Below are 21,013 nucleotides of genomic sequence, written 5' to 3' on the forward strand. Positions count from 1 at the left end.
GGATTTCGGGGTCAGCCGATGGCGACTTTGCTATAGGACTCGCGATCGATATCCAGCAGTTCGACACTCAGTTGAACGTGCACGTCAGCAGGCCAGGCACCCAGCTCCTGCAGCACCGCCAGCAGACTCTCCGACAACTGCTTCTTGACCTGCGGTGAACGCCCGCTGAGCAACGCCAGCCTCACCGCGACAAAACCCCGTGGCGCCATGGCGGTGCCAACACGGAAACTCTCGACCTTCACCGCGCGGCTTTTGATATCGAACTCGGCCCCGAACTGACCGGAGGCCACCAGCGCATGATTGAGTCGCAGCAGGGCTTTGTCGGTGTCCAGCTCCGGCAGGTTGGCGGTGTATTCCAGGTGCAGGTGAGGCATGAAAAGCTCCGAGTTGCTGTAAGAAAAGAGTCATAGATATAGCACGAGGCCGGACAGTTTTCAGTGTGAGACCACCGCACTGCTTCGCAACGATAGATTCTCCCAGGCGGCCACCAGTACCAGCACTGCTGTGGTCAACGTGCCCAGCACCAACGCCGAGAATACCTGCTGCAAGCCCAGCGGCAACAACACCAGCAACAGCACCAGGCCGCCCACGTGGGAGAACGGCGGCAACGGCCGATCGTTCATGACCCACTTGAACAACCCGCTGCCCAACAGGAACAACAGCGGCCCGGCAATGATCGCCACAATTCCGGCGGCACTGGCATGGCCTGGGTGCACCAGCACCAGTTCATCGGCGACGGCACTGACGATGATCCCGGCGACAATCAACACATGCAGGTAGGTGTAGGCAATTCGCGCCTGGCGGCCAGGGTCGTCGGAGCTGGCAATACGGTGATGGGCGCGCTCGGCGCCGCTATCAAAGTAGATCCACCACAGGGCAATGCTGCCAACCACCGCCACCAGGAACGCCGCCAGACCGTCCAGGCTCAAGGGCAATTCGGCAAAGGTCGCGCCGGTCACCAGCAAGGACTCGCCCAAGGCGATGATCACAAACAGCCCGCAACGCTCGGCCATGTGATTGCCTTCCACATTCCAGTCCGTCAGGGTCGAACGCCCCATCCCCGGCACCCAGAAATACAGCGATGGGGAAATCAGCTCGATCACCAGCGCCACCGCCCAGCACGCCAGGCGCTGATCACCTTCCAGCAACGCCCCGCTGATCCAGAACACGGCGGAACAGAGCAACCACACCAGGATTCGCTGAAAATTGCGGGTCATGTTCAGCGGCGCATCGCGCACCGCCCACAGCGCAAACAATGTGCGACCAACCTGCATGAACACATAAGCACCGGCGAACAACAGGCCACGGTCGGTAAACGCCTTGGGGATCGACGACGACAGCAGCAATCCCGCCACCATCAAGGCGAACAGGCCGAGGCGGACCGGGATCTTTTCCGGATCCAGCCAGTTGGTGACCCAGGAGGTGAAAATCCATACCCACCAGACCGCGACCATCATCAACGCCACCTGCACCGCGCCGCCGATGGACAAATGGGCCAACAGGGAATGGGACAGTTGGGTGACGGCAAAAACGAACACCAGGTCGAAAAACAACTCGACCATGCCGACCTTGCCACTGTCATGACTGCCGCGTCCGCGCAACAATGAACGGGATGGGTTCATGGGTGGATCTCCATAGGGTTTACTCGCAGCACCGAGATAGGTTCAGGGCCTGGACGCCGCGACCGGCAACAATTCCCGATCACTCATGAACGCCTCCAGCCGCGAGCGCATCCAGCGTTCGGCCGGGTCGGTGTCCACGTGGCTGAGCCAGACCATGGACAAATCCAGGGTCGGGGTTTCGAACGGGAATGGCTCACAGAACAGACTGCCCGAGGCGGCCATGGCCTGGGCGGTGTAGTCCGGCAGGCTGGCGATCATGTCAGTCCCGGCCAGCAGCGCCGGCAAGGAGCTGTATTGCGGCACCGACAACACCACATGGCGCTTGCGCCCGACCTCCGCCAGCCACTCATCGGCAAAACCTGCGACGTTGGCGGTATGGGACACCAGCACATGGGGCCGCGCGCAGTATTCATCGAGGGTCAATGGATGTTCCGAAGCATCGGCGCGCAACACGCAGGGGCGAATATGGCGCAGCAACTTGCGCTTGGCATTGGCCGGCAGGCCGCGGGTCTGGGTGATCCCTACGGTGATATCACCCGAGGCCAGCAGGTCGGGGATGCGCCAGTAATCGACGTGCTGCACCACAAACACCACCTGGGGCGCTTCCTGGCGCAAGGTGCGCAGCAAAGGAGGCAACAGACCGAACTCGACGTCATCGGACAGGCCGATGCGAAACGTCATGGTGCTGATGGACGGGTCAAAATCGTGGGTCAGGCTCAGGGCCGATGACAACGAATCCAGCGCCGGCGACAGATGCAGGATGATCTCTTCGGCCCGCGCCGTCGGTTCCATGCGATGGCCCACACGAATAAACAGCGGGTCATTGAACAAGGTGCGCAAGCGATTGAGGGCCGAACTGATGGTCGGCTGCCCGAGGAACAGCTTCTCTGCCACCCGTGTCACGTTGCGCTCAAGCATCAGCGTTTCGAAGACCACCATCAGATTGATGTCGGCCTTGCGTAATTCATTGCGATTCATTGGCGCTCGCCCCACTCCCCAAGACAAGCGGCAGTGTAGAAAGACCGGGGTGGTGACGTCTATGGCGTTATGCACACAAGGACAGTACAGACGCTGCCGAAACCCGCTCAACAACGCCTGTACGTTCAAGACCGGTCTGCCTCACGGCCTGAGCGGGCGTTCCTCATCCTTCTCGGAAAGCTCGGTGCGGTCGTCATGCTTCCACGTCTGGGGCTTTTCTTCTTCGCGTTGTCGCTTGGCACGCTCCTGATCCGTCTCATCATGCGGCTTTTGCTCGTTGGTCATACCCACCTCCCCTGCGCAAGAATTGATCACACTGGGCAAGCATAGAACAGAGAATGTCCATGTGTAGCTCGGATAATCCGCCCCTATTGATAATTCTCACGCATCAATACATGTAAATAACTCACTTTTCATTTCTAAATGTGTCAGCCACTATCGTCGTTCTTAAGCGAAACAAACACTTTAAAAAGAACGCTGGAGACACAAACCATGCAAAGCCCCTCCCGGCCTGACTCTGCCCGCTCGAAAGCCGGCGCGGTGTTGCGCGTCACTTCTGGCAACTTCCTCGAACAGTTCGACTTCTTTCTATTCGGCTTCTATGCCACCTACATCGCCGCAGCGTTCTTCCCGGCCGCCAACGAATTCGCCTCATTGATGATGACCTTCGCCGTATTCGGCGCGGGCTTTTTGATGCGCCCACTGGGTGCCGTGATTCTCGGCGCGTACATCGATGATGTCGGGCGTCGCAAAGGGCTGATCGTCACACTTTCGATCATGGCCAGCGGCACCCTGTTGATCGTGTTGGTGCCCGGCTACCAGACCATCGGCTTGTGGGCGCCGCTGCTGGTGCTGCTCGGCCGTCTGCTCCAAGGTTTCTCGGCCGGTGCGGAGCTGGGCGGTGTGTCGGTGTACCTGGCTGAAATGGCCACGCCGGGACGCAAGGGCTTCTATACCAGTTGGCAATCGGGCAGCCAGCAGATCTCGATTGTGGTCGCCGCCGCTCTGGGTTTTGGCCTGAACCAATGGATGGAACCTGCAGTGGTCGCCGATTGGGGCTGGCGCATCCCGTTCGCCATCGGTTGCGTGATCATTCCGTTCATATTCGTGCTGCGTCGTAACCTGCAGGAAACCGAAGAGTTCGCCGCCCGTCGCCATCGCCCAACCATGCGCGAAGTGCTGGCCACGCTGGTGAAAAACTGGACCATCGTGATCGCCGGCATGCTGATGGTGGCCATGACCACCACCGCGTTCTACCTGATCACTGTGTACGCGCCGACCTTCGGCAAAACCGTACTGAACCTGAGCACCGCCGACGCGCTGTTGGTGACGTTGCTGGTAGCGATCTCCAACTTTATCTGGCTGCCGATTGGCGGCACCTTGAGTGACCGTTTCGGCCGCAAGCCGGTGCTCGTCGCCATGACCACGCTGACTGTACTGACGGCCTATCCCGCGCTGTCTTTCGTGGTGCAGGCCCCCAGCTTTGCGCACATGCTGGAAGCCTTGTTGTGGTTCTCCTTCCTCTACGGCATGTACAACGGCGCAATGATTCCGGCCCTGACTGAAATCATGCCGGTGGAAGTGCGTGTGGCAGGTTTCTCCCTGGCCTACAGCCTGGCCACGGCGGTGTTCGGTGGTTTCACCCCGGCCATTTCCACCTGGCTGATTCATGTCACCGAGGACAAGGCGTCGCCCGCCTACTGGCTGATATTTGCTGCGCTGTGCGCACTCTGTTCGACCTTGATGCTGTACCGCCGCGCCAACTTGCGTACGCAATTGGTTGTGTAATCCAGGAGCCGCACTGATGAAATTTGCATGCAAGGCACTGGCTGTATTGATGACCGCCACGCTGGCAATGACAGCCCAGGCCGAAGCGCTGAAAGTCATGACATCCGGCGGGTTCACCGCCGCCTACCAATTACTGGGCCCGCAATACGCCAGCCAAAGCGGCGATACCCTCGACACCATCCTCGGCCCTTCGATGGGCAAGGCGCCTGAAGCCATTCCCAATCGACTGGCCCGTGGTGAACAGGCCGATGTGGTGATCATGGTCGGCTACGCCCTGGATGAGTTGATCAAACAGGGCAAGGTCGACAAAGGCTCCCGCGTTGAGTTGGCGGATTCGCGGATCGGCATGGTAATCAAGCAAGGCGCCGCCAAGCCGGTGATTGGCAACGATGCAGAGCTGAAGGCCGTGTTGCTCAAGGCCAAGTCCGTGGCGTACTCCGACAGCGCCAGCGGTGTGTACGTGGAAAAGGAGTTGTTCAAAAAACTGGGGATGGCGTCCAAAGGCACGATGATCGAACGCATCCCGGTGGCTTCGGTGGTTGCCAAAGGTGATTACGAAGTGGGTTTGCAGCAAGTCGCTGAGCTGCTGCCGGTCCCGGGCGTAACGTACGTCGGGAAAATCCCCGAAGACGTGCAGTCCGTCACCCGCTTCGCCGCCGGTATCCCGGTCAACGCCGAACACCCGACCGAGGCCAGGGCGCTGCTGCAATTCCTCGCCTCGCCCCAGGCGCAACCGCTGGTGCAATCCACCGGATTGGACTCGGTGTCACCCTGACCGAAACGGCTTCTCCCGCACCAGGCGCTCCAACTCCAGCGCCGCCGGCGTCAACGTACGCCCGCGGCGTTTGATCAAGCCGACATTGCGCACCACTTCCGGTTCCACCAGCGGCACACTCACCAGAATCGGGTGCGCCCCGGCCGGCATCGCAATCGACGGCACCATCGCCACGCCCAGGCCCGCCTCCACCAGCCCGATCATCGTCGTGACGTGATGGGTCTCGCAAATGCTCGGCTTCTTCACCCGTACCCCGCGCAACGCCTGATCCAGCAAAAAGCGATTGCCCGAGGTCTTGTCCACCTCGATGTAGTCGTGCTCATAAGCCTCGGCCCACGTCACATTGACCCGCTCGGCCAACGGATGATCACGCCGACAGGCCAGTACATAACGTTCTTGCAACAGCAACTCGAACTCCACCTCGTCCGCCAGACTGCCGCTGAAACTCACGCCAAAGTCCGCCTCGCCGCTGGCCACCGCCGCACTGACCTCACCGGCGCTGGCATCCAGCACCCGCAGGCGGATCTTCGGGTACAACTTATGGAACTCGGAAATCACGTGAGGCATGAAGTAGTAGGCGGTCGAGGGAACGCATGCGATGGTGACATTGCCCATGCGGGTCGAAGCGACGTTGCTGATGCCCATCAAGGCAATGTCCAGATCGTCCAGCATGCGTTCGACCTGGGGCAGGAAGGCGCGGCCGACCATGGTCAGGCTGACACGGCGGGTGGTGCGCTCGAACAGCTTCACGTCGAGAGCCGATTCTAGTTTCTCAATGCGCCGGCTCAAGGCGGGCTGGGAGATACGGATCGCCTCGGCGGCGGCGCGAAAGCTGCCCTTGTCTACCACGGCGCGGAAGGCTTGGAGATCGTTCAGGTCGAAGTTGATGATCATGGGGGTGGCCGGTCTGATCGAGATGGAGGGCATTATCGTCTGAGCGCAGGCGGGAAGCTAATCAAGACAAAAGGCATGCGCCCTGCCTGAAAACTGCCACTGAATGAGGTTCGGCTTCCGACAGGCAAGTCAGCTTCTTCCGGTTTTTTCTGAAGCAAAGACACCTCTGCCCAGGTTGCCTAGAATCCCGCGTTCGACTCGTTATGACTAAGGATCAAGCCATGGCCGACCCCATTTCAAAAAGCACACCGCTGACGTGGTATGTTGAAAACGTTGCTGCATTCAGCGGCTTCATCACCGTATTCGCCATTGGATGGTTGTTGTTTTTCATCTACCGACGCTCTGGCTCCCTGTTGTTTCTGCGTGACTGGATATGGCGGTTTTTTGGTGGACAACCCCACTTCGAAACCGAACGGTTCGAACGCATGCGCAAAGACCTGCGTGAGCTGGAATACTACCGCTATGAGTTCAACATTCCTGCAAACACCTTGCACGATGCGGACTCGGCTGAAGAGTGGATGTACGACAATGGGTTCACCCCACGCGACTTCGGCCGAGTAAAGCGCTACATCGACTGGAGCGACTTCACCGCCTTGAGTTTCATTACCAGAAAGTTCGCGCAGTGGAAGATCAATTGCTTTTTCTTGCTCACCATCGTGCTGCTGGCAGGTGTGGCTATCACGCCTCGTTTGATTGAGTCCAGGTACCTGATGGTGTCATTGAAAAACTCGCCAGAGGCACCGTCGTTCTATATCTCCGAAAACAACGTGAAATTCGGAATATGGTCTGACGCACGGCTCACGATAGAGCAATGCCGTTCATCCGAGTCACTCCAGGCGTTCATCCTTCCCGATTTGCCGGAAGAAAAGCTCGACATCATCTGTTCATTCTTCATCGATAAAAACTACAGCAAATACGTGCAAGACGGCCTGAGCCAACAGCGCGGGCTCCTGCTGTGGTTCGTCGTCCTTTCGATGGGGGGGATGATCTGGCTAGTAATCCTGATCGCCCGAATAGAAGTCGCCCGCAAGCTCTACAAACAGTGGCTTGCCAAGCGTCCGTGACAATTGCGGTCTGTCACGGTGATTCACAAGGCGTTCCCCTCCCATAATGTCAAGGCTCCCCTCCAAAACGAGGGGGCCAAAGACGTTGCCGTATTCCCGAGCCCGAACGACCATCCAAGGCCGCCCAAGAGCCTCGCATTGATTGCGCTGATGATGACTATCAAACCGACCGACCTGTTTAATTGTCAGCACTGATTCATATAATTGCCTCCAATTTCCCTTCCCCGGCCTGGCTTCAGGCTGCATTCACCCCGGAACCCAACACCATGCCAAGCGCCAGCCAGGCCCCTCGCAGCCTTCCCGAACATAATCAACAGAGTGTCAAACAGCAGTGGCTGGCGATTCTCTCGGTTGCCGTAGGCGCCTTCGCCTTGGTGACCAGTGAGTTTCTCCCGGTGGGCGTACTCAACGACGTCGCCAGCGATCTCGGCATCAGTGCCGGCCACGCAGGTCTGATGGTTACCCTGCCCGGTATAATGGCCGCCCTTGCCGCCCCCTTGCTGTCTGTCTGCATTGGCGCCATGGACCGTCGGTACCTGCTGATCGGCCTGACGCTGATAATGATCATCGCCAACTCGGTCGTGGCCTTCGCCAGCGACTTTAGCCTGCTGCTGTTCGGCCGCGTACTACTGGGCATCAGTATCGGTGGCTTCTGGGCAACTGCCATCGCCCTCAGCGGTCGGCTGGCACCCAAGGGCGTGGGCGTAGCCCAGGCCACCTCGATCATCATGGTCGGTGTGACGTTGGCCACCGTACTGGGCGTGCCCGTAGGCACCTGGCTTAGCGGCCTGATGGGCTGGCGCATGACCTTCCTGATAACCGCGCTGATGGGCGTACCGGTGTTACTGGCGCAGATCTTCCTGCTGCCGCGGCTCAACCCGGAAAAGGCCATTCGCATCAGTGACCTGCCGGCCTTGTTTATCAACCCACAAGCTCGGGTCGGATTGATCGCCGTCTTACTGATCGGCCTGGCGCACTTTGCCGCGTACACCTATGTCGCGCCCTTCTTCAAACACAGCGCCGGCTTCGACGGGCCGACTATTGGCTCGCTGCTGCTGTTCTTTGGCGTGGCCGGGGTGATGGGTAACATCTTTGCCGGTTTCGCTGCCAACCGCAGCGTACGTCACACCCTGATGCTAGTCGCGCTGATGATCGGCACCAGCACCGCCCTGTTCCCCTACTTCGCCACCGGCATGACCGGCGCAGTGATGCTGATCGCGCTCTGGGGTTTCGCCTTCGGCGCCTTCCCGGCCTGCGCCAGCATCTGGATGTTTGTCGTGGCGCCCAAGGATGTCGAACGCGGCATGCCGCTATTCGTCGCCTTGTTCCAAGTGATTATTGCCCTGGGATCGTTCTTCGGCGGGCGGATCGTCGACCAACTGGGCACCTCGGTGCTACTGAGTCTCGCCACGGCCCTGGTGGGCTGCGGTTTTGTGACCGTGCTGGTGCTGGGGCGCAACGTCAGTAACAGCCTGGCGTCCCAACCCGCCTGATCAAACTTCGGAAAGACAAGCTGGCATGTAGGGCAAGGTTTCTGCCCTGCATGCCCTAAACAATATGACGGAAACGAAAAAGCCCCTGAAATGTTTAACCATTTCAGGGGCTTAGTCTTATTCAATAATGGCGGAGAGATAGGGATTCGAACCCTAGGTACCGGTGAAGGTACAACGGATTTCGAATCCGTCCCATTCGGCCACTCTGGCATCTCTCCAACGGCGCGCATCATAACAGCCTGTTACCGGGAAGCAAAGCTCCGAAGAGAATTTTTTCCGTGCTATCAGATGCTTGCGTCGATTACAGCGGTACGCCGAGACGGTTGGCGACTTCTTCGTAGGCTTCGATGACGTCACCGAGGCCCTGGCGGAAGCGGTCTTTGTCCATCTTCTTGCCGGTGTCCTTGTCCCACAGGCGGCAGCCGTCCGGACTGAACTCGTCGCCCAGGACGATGGAGCCGTCGTGGAATACGCCGAATTCCAGCTTGAAGTCCACCAGCAGCAGGCCGGCGTCGTCGAACAGTTTGCTCAGGACGTCGTTGACCTTGAGGGACAACTCCTTCATGCGCACCAATTGCTCAGCAGTGCCCCAACCGAATGCCACGACGTGGGATTCGTTGATGAACGGGTCGCCCTTGGCGTCGTCCTTGAGGAACAGTTCGAAGGTGTAAGGGTTGAGCTTGAGGCCCTCTTCCACGCCCAGGCGCTTGACCAGGCTGCCGGCGGCGTAGTTACGCACGACGCACTCGACCGGGATCATGTCGAGTTTTTTCACCAGGCATTCGTTGTCGCCCAGCAGTTTGTCGAATTGGGTCGGAATGCCGGCCGCTTCGAGTTTCTGCATGATGAAGGCGTTGAACTTGTTGTTCACCATGCCTTTGCGATCGAGCTGTTCGATGCGCTTGCCGTCGAACGCCGAGGTGTCGTTGCGAAACAGCAGGATCAAGCGGTTGGCGTCGTCGGTCTTGTAAACCGATTTGGCTTTGCCGCGGTAGAGTTCTTCACGTTTTTCCATGATGGGCTCCGCTTGCTAAGTAGGTGGGCTAGGCGATGTGTCGCCAGTCGAGCCCTGAATCTTGATCGGCCAGTTGCAGCCAGTCCGGGTCGCACCCGAGGGTGTCGACAAAACATTGCCGGGCCAGCTGCGGCAGGTTGTTCTTGCTGCTCAGGTGGGCCAGGACCAGATGTTGCAGGTCTTGCCAGCCCAACTCATACACCAGGTACGCCGCCTGGTGGTTGTTCAAATGTCCCAGTTCACCGCCGACCCGCTGCTTGAGAAAGTACGGGTAGTGACCGCGTGCAAGCAGGTCACGGCAGTGGTTGGACTCGATCATCAATGCATCGAGGTTCCGGTAACCGTCCAGCACCTTGGAGCAATAAGAACCCAGGTCGGTGAGCAAGCCGAAGCGGCGCTCGCCGTCACTGAATACGTACTGCGTGGGTTCCTGGGCGTCGTGAGCCACGGCAATCACGTCAATGCTCAAGGCACCGATCTGCAGTTGCTCGCCACCGGCCAGGAAACCTGCGGGTTCAATGGGTTTGCGCATCCCGCGCAAGGTACCGCGACTCAGGTACACCGGAAGATTGTAGCGCCGAGACAGCAAACCCACGCCATGCACGTGGTCGGCATGTTCGTGGGTCACCAGAATCGCGCTCAGCTGCGCGGGGTGAACCCCCAGGCGCAGCAGGCGCCGCTCGGTTTCCCGCAGGGAGAAACCACAATCCACCAGGACGTACGTGTCGTCGTGGGCTACAAGCGTGCCGTTCCCTTGGCTACCGCTGCCGAGAACGGCAAAACGCATCGGATCAGCCCAGGTTGTCCTGAATCACGCCCAACACTTTGCGCGCCACTTCTGCCGGCGCCACAGTGTTGATGTTTTTCTCGACGGTGACCTGCACGCTATCGCCGACCTTGCTCAAACGAACCTGATAACGTTCGGCGCGAGTTTCGACTTCTTCCTTGGTCGGCGCGCTGCCGAACAATTTGCTGAAGAACCCTGGCTCGTCGTCTTTCTTCTCGGCTTTTTCGGCCAGGTTGATGTAGTACAGGCCCAAGCTGCGGTTGATGTCTTCAACCCGCCATTGGCCCTGTTCCAGCGCACGACCAACACTCGACCATGCACGATCAAGGTCTTCACCCAAGTTCAGTACGACGTTGCCGCTGCCATCTTCGCTGAGGCTGACACGGCTAGGGGTATCAAAACTGCCTGCGGCGAGCAGGGAGACAGACCCGCCCTTCTCGGAGATGCGGCTCATGCTGGCAAGCATTTCGTCCACCAGCGCGGAATCAACACCAGTGTTGACCGAACGAGTGGTGAAGTCGACGTCGGCCGTGCTGCCCGCAGGACGCTGGGCACTGACCACATAGACTTCACTGGTATTACGCTGCACGCCTGGCTCGATGCGCACCCGAATACGGGTTTCGCCGTCGCCCGCCACACCGCCGGCTTGCAGGCGCTTGGCCATGGTGGCCGACAGTTCGCTCGGTTGCTGCCACGCTGTGGTGAACTCACCGGTTTGCGGGCGCTGTTGATCCATGCGGAAACCGTTGTCCTGGAAGAACTGCACGGCCACCGGCCAGACTTCGGCGGGCGGGCGCTGGGCCATGATCCAGCGCGAGTCACCGCTCTTCTGCAGGCTGTAGTCGCTGGCATCGGCCACGGCCGAGATCGGCTGTGGACGCGGCACTTCGAACTCGCCCTTGGCAGTGTCATCGGCGACGTTGCGCGGGATCGGCAGCAACGGGTCAAGACGCTTGGCGACAGTGACGTCCGGCGGCAATTGCATCGGTTGGGAGGGTTGTGCTTCCAGGTAATCGCTGCCGCGGTCACGGAAGTAGCCTTCCGGGCCCCAGATCCAACCGCAGCCACTGGTGCTGGAGATAATCAAGGCAAGTGCGGAAAGTCCGGCCAATCGCTTCATGCGTAGTGCTTCCTCAATTAAACCAGGACGCCGGACTGGCGCAGGGCCTGTCGCAGCGGTTCGTGACAGGCTTCGCTGAGCCAGGTGAGCGGCAGACGGATACCGTCCGGCATCAGGCCCATCTCATGCAGCGCCCATTTCACGGGAATAGGGTTGGATTCGATAAACAGGTTCTTGTTGAGCGGCATCAGCTTCTCGTGGATCGCACGAGCAGTGACGGCGTCACCGGCGATGGCAGCGGCGCACAACTCGCTCATGGCGCGCGGCGCAACGTTGGCGGTCACCGAGATGTTGCCCTTGCCACCCAGCAGGATCAGTTCGACGGCAGTCGCGTCGTCACCGGAGTACACCAGGAAGTCGCTGCTCACACCGGCCAGGATGTCCTTGGCACGTTGCAGGTCGCCAGTGGCTTCCTTGATACCGATGATATTCGGCACGGTGGACAGGCGAATCACTGTCTCGGCCTTCATGTCGCATGCGGTACGACCGGGCACGTTGTAGAGGATCTGCGGGATGTCTACGGCTTCGGCAATGGTGCGGAAATGCTGGTACAGGCCTTCCTGGGTCGGCTTGTTGTAGTACGGCGTCACCAGCAGGCAGGCATCAGCGCCGGCTTTCTTGGCGTTTTTGGTCAATTCGATCGCTTCGCGGGTCGAATTGGCGCCTGTGCCAGCGATCACGGCAATACGCCCTGCAACGCGCTTGACCACGTACTCGATCACCTTGATGTGTTCTTCCACATCAAGCGTGGCCGATTCACCCGTGGTGCCGACCGCCACAATGGCGTTGGTGCCCTCTTGCAGGTGGAAGTCCACCAGTTTGCCCAGGCTGTCCCAGTCGAGATTACCTTGTGCATCCATGGGTGTGACCAGTGCCACCATACTGCCCGCAATCATGCAACCGCTCCTGCCGGAAAAAGAGAGCGGTAATGGTACTGGCGCCAAGATGCTTGCACAAGCGAAGTACCGTATGAGTACGCGTTATGGATCAACTTAGTCGCTCGCAATGCCATCATTGAGGCAAAGGAGGGTTTGATGCAGCCGATAACGCAATGAAAACGCCACCTCCTAGCCCTTGGCGATGGTTTTCGCTACCCTTCATCCTTTGATTGATACCGCTGTCATCGTATCGACCGCTCATCGCTTTAGGAAGGCTGCATGTCCACCCCCACAGTTCGCGAACAATTCCTTGTCATCAGTGCCCTTGGCGCCAACCCCATGGAGCTGACTAACGTCCTGTGTCGCGCCAGCCATGAAAATCGCTGCGCCGTCGTGACCTCCCGCCTGACCCGCCATGGCGAGTGCAGCGCGCTGGTCCTGCAGATTTCCGGAACCTGGGATGCCCTGGCACGTTTGGAAACCGGCTTGCCGGGCCTGGCCAAGAAACATGATTTCACCGTCAACGTGGTACGCAGTGCAGCACTGGAGAATCGTCCTCAGGCCCTGCCCTACGTGGCCTATGTCAGCTCGGCCTACCGATCGGACATCGTCAACGAGCTGTGCCAGTTCTTTATCGACCATAACGTCGAGCTGGAAAACCTGACCTGCGATACCTACCAGGCCCCACAAACCGGCGGCACCATGCTTAATGCCACTTTCACCGTGACCTTGCCGGCCGGCGTACAGATCAGTTGGCTGCGCGACCAGTTCCTGGATTTCGCCGATGCCCTGAACCTCGACGCACTGATCGAGCCATGGCGCCCACAGAACCCAATGTAAGGAAGTTTTCATGGCTGTAGTCATCGACAAACCGGTAGCCGACTTCGAAGCCCAGGCCACCAGCGGGCAGACCTTCAGCCTTTCCGGACTCAAGGGCAAGCAAGTGGTGATCTACTTCTACCCGAAAGACAGCACCCCGGGTTGCACCACCGAAGGCCAGGGTTTCCGTGACCAGTACGCAGCGTTCAAGGCCGCCAACACTGAAGTGTTCGGCGTGTCCCGGGACAGCGTTAAGTCCCATGAGAACTTCAAGGGCAAGCAGGAATTCCCCTTCGAACTGATCAGCGACAAGGACGAGGCTGTTTGCCAACTGTTTGATGTGATCAAGCTGAAGAAGCTGTACGGCAAGGAATACCTGGGTGTTGATCGCAGCACCTTTCTCATCGACAAGGATGGGGTGCTGCGTCAGGAATGGCGTGGTGTGAAGGTACCAGGCCATGTAGACGCTGTTTTAGCGGCGGCGCAGGCTTTGAGTAAAGCCTGATCCGAGTCCAACCTGTAGGAGCGACCTCGCGCCTACAGGTTTAAAGCAACGGCGCGACAACCGGCTCCTGCCGCGGCCACGCGTCCAGCACGGCCTTGAACAGCGTTGCCAGGGGAATCGCAAAGAACACCCCCCAGAAGCCCCACAGCCCGCCAAACAACAACACCGCACAGATGATCGCCACCGGATGCAGGTTCACCGCCTCGGAGAACAGCAGCGGCACCAGCACGTTGCCATCCAGGACCTGGATGATGCCGTAGACCGCCATCAGGTAGATGAACTGGTCGCTCCAGCCCCACTGAAACAACGCAATCAGCAGCACCGGCACCGTCACCACCACGGCACCGACATAGGGCACCACCACCGACACACCCACCAGCAGTGCCAACAGGGCCGCGTAATTGAGCCCCAACGCGACAAAGCCGATGTAGGTCACGCCACCACAAATAAAGATTTCAATGACCTTGCCACGAATGTAGTTGGCGATCTGTCGGTTCATTTCCTGGGCCACACGGGTAATCAGCGCCCGCTCCCGTGGCAGGTAACCACGCATCCAGCGACCGATCATTTCCCGGTCCTTGAGAAAAAAGAACACCAGGATCGGCACCAGTACCAGGTAGATCATGATGTTGACCAACAGCGGCAGGCTGGACAGGGAAAATGTCAGCGCCCATTGCCCGAACTTTCCGATCTCGCCCCGCGCCACCTCAATGGCCTGCAACACTTGCTCGTCCGACACTAGATGCGGATAGCGTTCAGGCAACAACAGCAACAGCGACTGCCACTTGGCGAGCATGCCCGGCAGTTCGTTAAACAGGGTGATCACCTGATGCCACAACAGCGGCACGACCACCACGATAAACACCAGCAGCACGCCCATGAACAAGGCAAATACCAGGCCCACCGCCGCCCCGCCGGGCAGTCGCAAACGTTCCAGGATAGTCACCAGGCCTTGCATCAGGTAAGCCAGCACCATGCCCGCCAGGACAGGCGCCAGCATGCCGCCCAAGGTCAGTACGGCAGTGAAGGCCAGAAACAGCAGGACGGCCAGCACTACGGCTTCTTCGTCGGAGAAGTAGCGCTGAATCCAGTCACGTAACACTTTGAACATCAATCGACCTCAGGTAATGGGACAGGCACACTCAAAAGGCTTCAGGCCTTGCGCAACCAATAAAGATAGACACCGGCTTCGTCTTCTTCATGCAGCAACGTATGGCCGGCCAGCTTGGCAAAGGTCCGGAAATCCCGCTGGGAACCCGCGTCCGTCGCAATCACCTTGAGTACCGCGCCGCTGGCCAGCCGATTAAGCTCCAGCTTGGCCTTGAGCAGAGGCAACGGACAGTTGAGGCCACTGGCATCGAGTTCGGCATCAAAGGCTACAGCGTCAGTCATGGTTTTACTCCGGGAGGGCATCGGGGGCCGCTTAGAATATCTGGTCCGAAGCTCAGTGTCCGGCTACAGTAAGCTCTTTGTCGAAAGGCTTTGTGCATGACTTTTTTGCGCCCTACCCTGCTGACGCTGGCTTGCCTGCTTGCCTCTCCAGGCTTCGCTGACGAGCTGCCGTCACTTGGCGACGCCAGTTCTGCCATTGTCTCGCCACAACAGGAATACCAACTGGGCCGAGCGTGGCTGGCTTATCTGCGTGGCCAGGTCTCGCAACTTAATGACCCGCAGCTCAAGGACTACGTCGAAACCAGCGTTTATAAACTGGTGGAGACCAGCCAGGTCAACGACCGGCGACTGGAATTCATTCTGATCAACAGCCCGCAGTTGAACGCCTTTGCGGCGCCTGGCGGCATTGTCGGGGTCAACGGTGGCCTGTTCCTCAATGCCCAGACCGAAGGCGAGTACGCCTCGGTGCTGGCCCACGAATTGGCTCACTTGTCCCAGCGCCACTTCGCCCGGGGCATGGAAGCGCAGCAGCGCATGCAACTCCCGATGATGGCAGTCCTGCTCGGCGGCATCATCGCCGCTGCCGCGGGTGCCGGCGACGCAGGTATTGCCGCGATTGCCGGCAGCCAGGCGGCAGCGATCCAGGAGCAACGGCGGTTCTCCCGGCAAAACGAACAAGAGGCGGACCGTATCGGCATTCTCAATCTGGAGAAAGCCGGCTACGACCCACGCTCCATGCCGACCATGTTTGAACGCCTGATGCGCCAATACCGTTTCGACGCCAAACCACCGGAGTTCCTGCTGACTCACCCGGTAACCGAATCGCGGATCGCCGACACCCGCAACCGCGCCGAACAGTCCAAGCCCGGCGGCAAGGAAGACAGCCTGCGCTATCAACTGATTCGCGCCCGGGTTCAGCTGCATTACGAAGACACCCCGGGGCTGGCGGCCAAACGCTTCCGCGCTCAACTGGATGAAAATCCGAAGAACGACGTGGCGCGCTACGGTCTGGCCATTGCCCAGATCAAAGGCATTCAGCTTAATGATGCCAGGGAGAACCTCAAGCCACTGCTGGCCAAGGCTCCCAACGACATCATCTACAACCTGGCGCAGATCGAACTGGATATCACCAACAACCGCCTGCCTGATGCCCAGCAGCGCACAGACCGGATGCTGGCCCAATACCCAAGCAACTATCCGCTGAATCAGGTCCGAGTGGATCTGCTGCTCAAGCAAAATCGCACCGCTGATGCGGAAAAGGCCCTGGAGGGTTTGCTCAAGTCTCGCCCCGACGACCCAGACGTCTGGTACCAAGTCGCGGAAACTCGCGGCTTGTCAGGCAATATCATTGGCCTGCATCAAGCCCGGGCCGAATACTTCGCATTGGTGGGTGACTTCCAACAGGCCATTCAGCAGTTGGACTTCGCCAAGCGCCGTGCCGGCAGCAACTTCCCACTGTCGTCACGTATCGACGCCCGCCAGCGCGAGCTGATCGAGCAGGAGCGACTGGTCAAGGGGATGATGAGCTAAACCTCTCGCCCACAAAAAAGCCCCGCTTCCGATACCGGAGAGCGGGGCTTTTTATTGGGCTGCGGCTAGCGGATCACTCAGCCAGCTTGAAGGTAATGAAGCTGGCACGACCCTGACGCAGGACACGCATCGACACCGAGCGATTCTTCGGCAACGCCTTGGCGATGTCGGTGAATTCCTTGGTGGAGTTGATGGCCTGGTTGTTCAGGTGAGTGATGACATCACCCGGCTGCAGGCCGATCAAGGCAGCAGGACCGTCCTGAACCTCCTTGATCACCACACCGCTCTTGAGGTCGAAGCTCTTCTTCTGCTCATCGGTCAACTCGACCACGGCAATGCCAAGGCGATTGCTGCTGCGCTCGGCACCGGACTTGTTGCCCAAGGCATCAAGTGTCGAACCTTCTTCCGGAATGGCACCTACGGTCAGCTCGACAGCTTGACGCTTACCTTCGCGGATGACTTCCAGATTGGCCTTGCTGCCCGCCTTGAGCGCGCCCACCAGATGCGGCAAGTCAGCCGACATGACGATTGGCTGGCCGTTCATGCTCAGGATCACATCACCTACTTGCAGGCCACCCTTGGCAGCCGGACCATCGTCCTGAATCTGTGCGACCAGAGCACCGGCCGGCTTGTCCAGGCCGAAGGACTCAGCCAGGTCCTTGTTCACTTCCTGGATCACCACGCCCAACCAGCCGCGACTGACTTTGCCACCGCTTTTCAACTGATTGGAAACGTCCATGGCCACGTCGATCGGGATCGCAAAGGACACACCCATGAAACCACCGGAACGCGTGTAGATCTGCGAGTTGATACCGACTACTTCACCCGCCAGGTTGAACAGCGGACCACCGGAGTTACCCGGGTTGATCGGCACGTCGGTCTGAATGAACGGCACGTAGTTTTCGTTCGGCAGGCTGCGGCCGATAGCGCTGACAATGCCCTGGGTCACAGTATGGTCAAAACCAAACGGCGAACCGATGGCAACTACCCACTGCCCGGCTTTCAGGTCCTGGGACTTGCCCAGTTTCAGCACTGGCAGGTCTTTACCTTCGATCTTCAACAAGGCCACGTCAGAGCGAGGATCAGTGCCAACCAGCTTGGCCTTGAGTTCGCTGCGGTCAGCCAGGCGCACGAGAATCTCGTCGGCATCGGCGATCACGTGGTTATTGGTAAGGATGTAGCCATCTGGCGAGATGATGAAGCCCGACCCCAGGGATTGTGCTTCACGCTGGCCGCCACCGCCGCCACGGGGCGAGCGCGGTTGTGGCATCCCACGCTCGAAAAACTCCCGCAACATGGGCGGCAGGCCTTCAAGGTCAGGCATCTGCTGATTGGAGACTTTGCGATCCGGCAGCTTCTGGGTGGTACTGATGTTAACCACCGCAGGCGACGCCTGCTCCACCAGTTGGGTGAAATCAGGCAGCTCGGCCGCTTGCGCGGTAACGGCCTGACCCAGCACCAGCACCGTGGCGACTATGGATAGGTAAGACTTCAAACGTGGTATCGACATACAGCTCCCGTTACGACGAGCAGGGTTGAGCGACAGGGTTCAATAAACGCCGGAAACTGCGCCCGACATTTTTGTTCCGCGAACAAAACAAGGCCAGAGCCGAGAAGCCCTGACCTATAAAAAACATGGGAACATTTTGCAAGTGAAAATGCTGTCCAGACATTTCATGTTCTCAGCAGGCATCGACTTTCTCCTGCGCAACTGTGAAATATCGGGATGAACATAGGATTAACGACTCACGGCTTGTCGGGCGTCTTACCGCTGCGTACGGACAGGGCGATTCGTTCGGCGGTACCGATGGGAATTTCGCCAACCACCGTCACCATCATTTCACCCTCAGGATCGGTCAGGCGCCGTGAAACGGCCACTGTCGGCCCCAACTGGGTGCGAGTCTCGGTGACCGCCGCACCGTTGAGCGGCTCAAAAAACACCGAAAAGCGCGCCAACCCGTCGCCATACATCAGACTGCTGACGATAACGTTGGTCCGGGAGTCCTTGCGGGCGCGACTGCCGGTTAGTTGGAAGCCCGGCGGCAACCAATCCAGCTTCCAGGTTTGAGGGGTATCAACTTCCGACTCTTTAGTGCTGGAGGCCACCACCGGCTTACAGTCGCTGCTGGGCTGCAACTCCTGATCGTCGGGCACATCGGAGGTGTTCAATTGAGTGAACTGGAAACGCTCCAGCAACTGCCCCTGATCGTTGAGCAACAAGGATTTCAATGGCAGCGCAGTTTCACGGTCCAGATGCAGCTCGAAGCCATAACGGTATTGGTCGCGGGGAGTCAGAGCCACGATCACGGCGTTACGGCCGGCGACGCGCGACTTGCCAATCACGGCAAGGTCGTAGAACGCTTTAAGTGCTTGTGGATCAAGAGCGCGGGCGGAGGAGTCAGGTGAGTCGCCGAGTCCGGCAACCAAAGTGCCGCTGACGCACTGGGTACGTCCATCGACACGCACAACTTCCTGGGCTGAGCCGTCGAGCTGCAACAGCCGTTCACGGACATGACCATTCTGGACGCGATGCCAGATGTCATGGGTAGAAAAACTACCGTTACGCTCGTAGATGAAGGTGCCCTGGAAGCTTTGCTGCTGCTCTGCACGCCCAAGACGAGTCAACCAGTCTTGGGCTTCGTCGGCATGGGCGGGCACTGCAAACCAGCCACTGAGCAAGAGCGCAAGGAGCGGTATGGCGCGCATAAGGCTCCTTAGCGGTTTAGCGGTTTTCCAGGCTTGCAGCGCGGGCGTATGGCAGAGCGCTTTCGGTGCCTTTGAGCGCCGATTGCTGGGCGTGCTGGCGCAGGTAACCTGGCAGACGCTGATCCTGCCAGCCGGATTGACCTTGAAGCACACCATTGGCCATTGGCCCGGTAGCGTCAGAGCTTTCCTTGTAACCCGCCAGTACTGCCGGGCCCTTGACCTGCGGACCGGCCATGACCGGTTGCTGGGTTTGCTGGGCCAATTCGGCACCGGCGATTTCGTCCTGGTTGTACAGACGAACACCCGCCAATACTGCCACGGTCACCGAGGCAGCTACTGCCAGACGACCCAGGCTACGCCAAGGACCGCGAGCAGCCTTTGCCGGAACGGCTTCATCAGCCAGTGCAGCAGAAACGGCCGCAGCAATATCCAGACGAGGGATTAGTAGATCCTTGTGCATCACCGCCCGAGCGACTTGGTAACGAGACCAGGTATCACGGGTTTCGGCGTCGTCAAATGCATTAAGCACTCGACGAAGTTCCAGTTCATCCGCTTCGTTATCCATCACTGCGGACAGCGATTCCTGCAGGGCATCACGACTCATGGCGGTTCCTCTCTTGGCTGTCGCCGCTGTCTTTAGTTTTCCTGCAACAACGGCTGCAGGGCTTTATCGATGGCTTCCCGGGCCCGGAAAATCCGGGAGCGAACGGTCCCCACCGGACACTGCATGACGCTCGCAATGTCTTCGTAACTCAGACCATCGAACTCACGTAAAGTTAATGCCGTACGCAAATCTTCTGGTAGTTGCTGAATAGTTCGATGGACCGTGCCTTCAATCTCGTCGCGCAGCAATGCACGCTCCGGCGACTCGAGATCTTTGAGGCCGTGATCACCATCGTAAAATTCTGCATCTTCCGAACTCACATCACTATCGGGTGGGCGGCGGCCGCGAGACACCAGATAGTTCTTCGCCGTGTTGATGGCGATGCGGTATAGCCACGTGTAAAACGCACTGTCACCGCGAAAATTGCCAAGTGCACGGTACGCCTTGATAAAGGCTTCCTGCGCAACATCCTGGGCTTCATGGGTGTCGTGCACAAACCGCACGATCAACCCGAGAATTTTGTGCTGGTATTTCAGCACTAGCAGATCAAATGCTCGCTTATCGCCGCGCTGAACACGCTCGACCAGCTGCTGATCCTCTTCCTGGGTTAGCATGAACACTCCTCGTTGTACCTGGAGGAGGCTTGCATAACTAAACGATCAGGCTTGCAAACATAGACTCGGGCTTTTCGCAAAAGTTCTCCCCCTCCAAGCAAGTTTCCGGTGCGCACTGTTTTGGCACACACGAAAAACGCAGCACGGGCAACCCCGGCTGCGCGAATAATCTTTCCGTCAGTTTTCTGACACGCCCCATACTCAAGGCCGATCAGTAAATCCAACGCTTTCCCAGCTTTAGGGCAACCTGCTATTGAGTCGGGGCTCATGCAAAAAGTTCCCCCCACTCACACCAGGCCGTTTCTGAAAGCCGTGCAGTTCGTTGACAGTAGTCTCACAATGCCACGAATGCCCGGCTATTGTGCCGATCCCCCCCTCTATATACTAGTGGGCCGTGTGACCCTTTGATTCGCCGATCCAGGCGTCCTG

At 58.9% G+C, this 21,013-nt stretch carries 22 protein-coding genes and 1 tRNA gene; 7 read left to right on the top strand and 16 right to left on the bottom strand.

The genetic code is table 11. The features are described from left to right. Positions 1–11 precede the first annotated feature (11 nt). The 4 genes from J7E41_RS20170 to J7E41_RS20185 form a co-directional block, all read right to left on the bottom strand. Complete coding sequence (locus J7E41_RS20170; RefSeq protein WP_214995560.1) at positions 12–374, bottom strand: 5-carboxymethyl-2-hydroxymuconate Delta-isomerase; 363 nt, start codon at positions 372–374, stop codon at positions 12–14. 60 nt (positions 375–434) lie between these two features. Then, complete coding sequence (locus J7E41_RS20175; RefSeq protein ID WP_214995562.1) at positions 435–1,622, bottom strand: low temperature requirement protein A; 1,188 nt, start codon at positions 1,620–1,622, stop codon at positions 435–437. A 42-nt stretch (positions 1,623–1,664) separates the two neighbouring features. Then, on the bottom strand, positions 1,665–2,600 hold the full coding sequence (locus tag J7E41_RS20180; RefSeq protein ID WP_214995564.1) for a LysR substrate-binding domain-containing protein: 936 nt from the start codon (positions 2,598–2,600) through the stop codon (positions 1,665–1,667). Between the two features lie 141 nt (positions 2,601–2,741). Further along, positions 2,742–2,885, bottom strand: a complete 144-nt coding sequence (locus J7E41_RS20185; protein WP_214995566.1) for a hypothetical protein — start codon at positions 2,883–2,885, stop codon at positions 2,742–2,744. A 207-nt stretch (positions 2,886–3,092) separates the two neighbouring features. Here J7E41_RS20185 and J7E41_RS20190 point away from each other — a divergent pair, with 207 nt between their 5' ends. Together J7E41_RS20190 and J7E41_RS20195 are read left to right on the top strand one after the other, a co-directional pair. Continuing rightward, on the top strand, positions 3,093–4,388 hold the full coding sequence (locus tag J7E41_RS20190; RefSeq protein ID WP_214995568.1) for an MFS transporter: 1,296 nt from the start codon (positions 3,093–3,095) through the stop codon (positions 4,386–4,388). A 16-nt stretch (positions 4,389–4,404) separates the two neighbouring features. Then, positions 4,405–5,163 carry a substrate-binding domain-containing protein gene (locus tag J7E41_RS20195; RefSeq protein ID WP_214995570.1) on the top strand — a complete coding sequence of 253 codons (759 nt, stop codon included), beginning with the start codon at positions 4,405–4,407 and terminating at the stop codon, positions 5,161–5,163. On the opposite strand, the gene J7E41_RS20200 is transcribed toward J7E41_RS20195, so the two are convergent. Next, positions 5,155–6,057, bottom strand: coding sequence for a LysR family transcriptional regulator (locus J7E41_RS20200; RefSeq protein WP_214995572.1), 903 nt, complete (start codon positions 6,055–6,057; stop codon positions 5,155–5,157). The two genes, J7E41_RS20195 and J7E41_RS20200, sit on opposite strands and share 9 nt — an antisense overlap. Positions 6,058–6,278: 221 nt before the next feature. Between J7E41_RS20200 and J7E41_RS20205 the strand changes: the two genes are divergently transcribed. Both J7E41_RS20205 and J7E41_RS20210 read left to right on the top strand, forming a co-directional pair. Next, entirely contained in the window at positions 6,279–7,121 is an 843-nt protein-coding gene (locus tag J7E41_RS20205; RefSeq protein WP_214995574.1) for a DUF6216 family protein, read from the top strand. A gap of 266 nt (positions 7,122–7,387) precedes the next feature. Then, a complete protein-coding gene (locus tag J7E41_RS20210) occupies positions 7,388–8,614 on the top strand; it encodes an MFS transporter (protein WP_214995576.1) in 1,227 nt (408 codons plus the stop codon). A 128-nt stretch (positions 8,615–8,742) separates the two neighbouring features. Here J7E41_RS20210 and J7E41_RS20215 read toward each other — a convergent pair. From J7E41_RS20215 to dapA, 5 genes are all read right to left on the bottom strand, one after another. Further along, a tRNA-Ser gene (locus J7E41_RS20215) sits at positions 8,743–8,832 on the bottom strand. Between the two features lie 83 nt (positions 8,833–8,915). After that, a complete protein-coding gene (purC, locus tag J7E41_RS20220) occupies positions 8,916–9,629 on the bottom strand; it encodes a phosphoribosylaminoimidazolesuccinocarboxamide synthase (RefSeq protein ID WP_214995578.1) in 714 nt (237 codons plus the stop codon). A 28-nt stretch (positions 9,630–9,657) separates the two neighbouring features. After that, positions 9,658–10,416 carry an MBL fold metallo-hydrolase gene (locus J7E41_RS20225; RefSeq protein WP_214995580.1) on the bottom strand — a complete coding sequence of 253 codons (759 nt, stop codon included), beginning with the start codon at positions 10,414–10,416 and terminating at the stop codon, positions 9,658–9,660. 4 nt (positions 10,417–10,420) lie between these two features. Beyond that, positions 10,421–11,536 (bottom strand): outer membrane protein assembly factor BamC, encoded by a 1,116-nt coding sequence (gene bamC, locus J7E41_RS20230; RefSeq protein WP_214995582.1) that lies wholly within the window; start codon positions 11,534–11,536, stop codon positions 10,421–10,423. 17 nt (positions 11,537–11,553) lie between these two features. Beyond that, positions 11,554–12,432 (bottom strand): 4-hydroxy-tetrahydrodipicolinate synthase, encoded by an 879-nt coding sequence (dapA, locus tag J7E41_RS20235; RefSeq protein ID WP_169353358.1) that lies wholly within the window; start codon positions 12,430–12,432, stop codon positions 11,554–11,556. Positions 12,433–12,693: 261 nt separating this feature from the next. On the opposite strand from dapA, the gene J7E41_RS20240 reads away from it, so the two are divergent. Together J7E41_RS20240 and J7E41_RS20245 are read left to right on the top strand one after the other, a co-directional pair. Further along, positions 12,694–13,254: a glycine cleavage system protein R gene (locus J7E41_RS20240; protein ID WP_003172487.1), complete on the top strand. Its 561-nt coding sequence runs from the start codon at positions 12,694–12,696 to the stop codon at positions 13,252–13,254. Between the two features lie 10 nt (positions 13,255–13,264). Then, a complete protein-coding gene (locus J7E41_RS20245; protein WP_155584969.1) occupies positions 13,265–13,738 on the top strand; it encodes a peroxiredoxin in 474 nt (157 codons plus the stop codon). A 40-nt stretch (positions 13,739–13,778) separates the two neighbouring features. Here J7E41_RS20245 and J7E41_RS20250 read toward each other — a convergent pair whose 3' ends face one another. Both J7E41_RS20250 and J7E41_RS20255 read right to left on the bottom strand, forming a co-directional pair. After that, positions 13,779–14,849 (bottom strand): AI-2E family transporter, encoded by a 1,071-nt coding sequence (locus tag J7E41_RS20250; RefSeq protein WP_214995584.1) that lies wholly within the window; start codon positions 14,847–14,849, stop codon positions 13,779–13,781. A gap of 41 nt (positions 14,850–14,890) precedes the next feature. After that, a complete protein-coding gene (locus J7E41_RS20255) occupies positions 14,891–15,130 on the bottom strand; it encodes a sulfurtransferase TusA family protein (protein ID WP_214995585.1) in 240 nt (79 codons plus the stop codon). A gap of 96 nt (positions 15,131–15,226) precedes the next feature. Between J7E41_RS20255 and J7E41_RS20260 the strand changes: the two genes are divergently transcribed. After that, complete coding sequence (locus J7E41_RS20260) at positions 15,227–16,660, top strand: M48 family metalloprotease (protein WP_214995587.1); 1,434 nt, start codon at positions 15,227–15,229, stop codon at positions 16,658–16,660. A gap of 73 nt (positions 16,661–16,733) precedes the next feature. Here the strand turns inward: J7E41_RS20260 and J7E41_RS20265 are convergent, their stop codons facing one another. The 4 genes from J7E41_RS20265 to rpoE all read right to left on the bottom strand — a co-directional run bounded on the left by J7E41_RS20265 (position 16,734) and on the right by rpoE (position 20,584). Next, a complete protein-coding gene (locus tag J7E41_RS20265) occupies positions 16,734–18,170 on the bottom strand; it encodes a DegQ family serine endoprotease (RefSeq protein WP_214995588.1) in 1,437 nt (478 codons plus the stop codon). A 236-nt stretch (positions 18,171–18,406) separates the two neighbouring features. Beyond that, positions 18,407–19,366: a MucB/RseB C-terminal domain-containing protein gene (locus J7E41_RS20270; RefSeq protein ID WP_214995590.1), complete on the bottom strand. Its 960-nt coding sequence runs from the start codon at positions 19,364–19,366 to the stop codon at positions 18,407–18,409. Positions 19,367–19,382: 16 nt separating this feature from the next. Further along, a complete protein-coding gene (locus J7E41_RS20275; protein ID WP_214995592.1) occupies positions 19,383–19,970 on the bottom strand; it encodes a sigma-E factor negative regulatory protein in 588 nt (195 codons plus the stop codon). Positions 19,971–20,002: 32 nt separating this feature from the next. Further along, entirely contained in the window at positions 20,003–20,584 is a 582-nt protein-coding gene (gene rpoE / locus J7E41_RS20280) for an RNA polymerase sigma factor RpoE (RefSeq protein WP_003172477.1), read from the bottom strand. Positions 20,585–21,013: the final 429 nt, after the last annotated feature.

The sequence above is a fragment of the Pseudomonas fluorescens genome, assembly GCF_018614655.1.
Classification (GTDB): Bacteria; Pseudomonadota; Gammaproteobacteria; order Pseudomonadales; family Pseudomonadaceae; genus Aquipseudomonas; species Aquipseudomonas fluorescens_BX.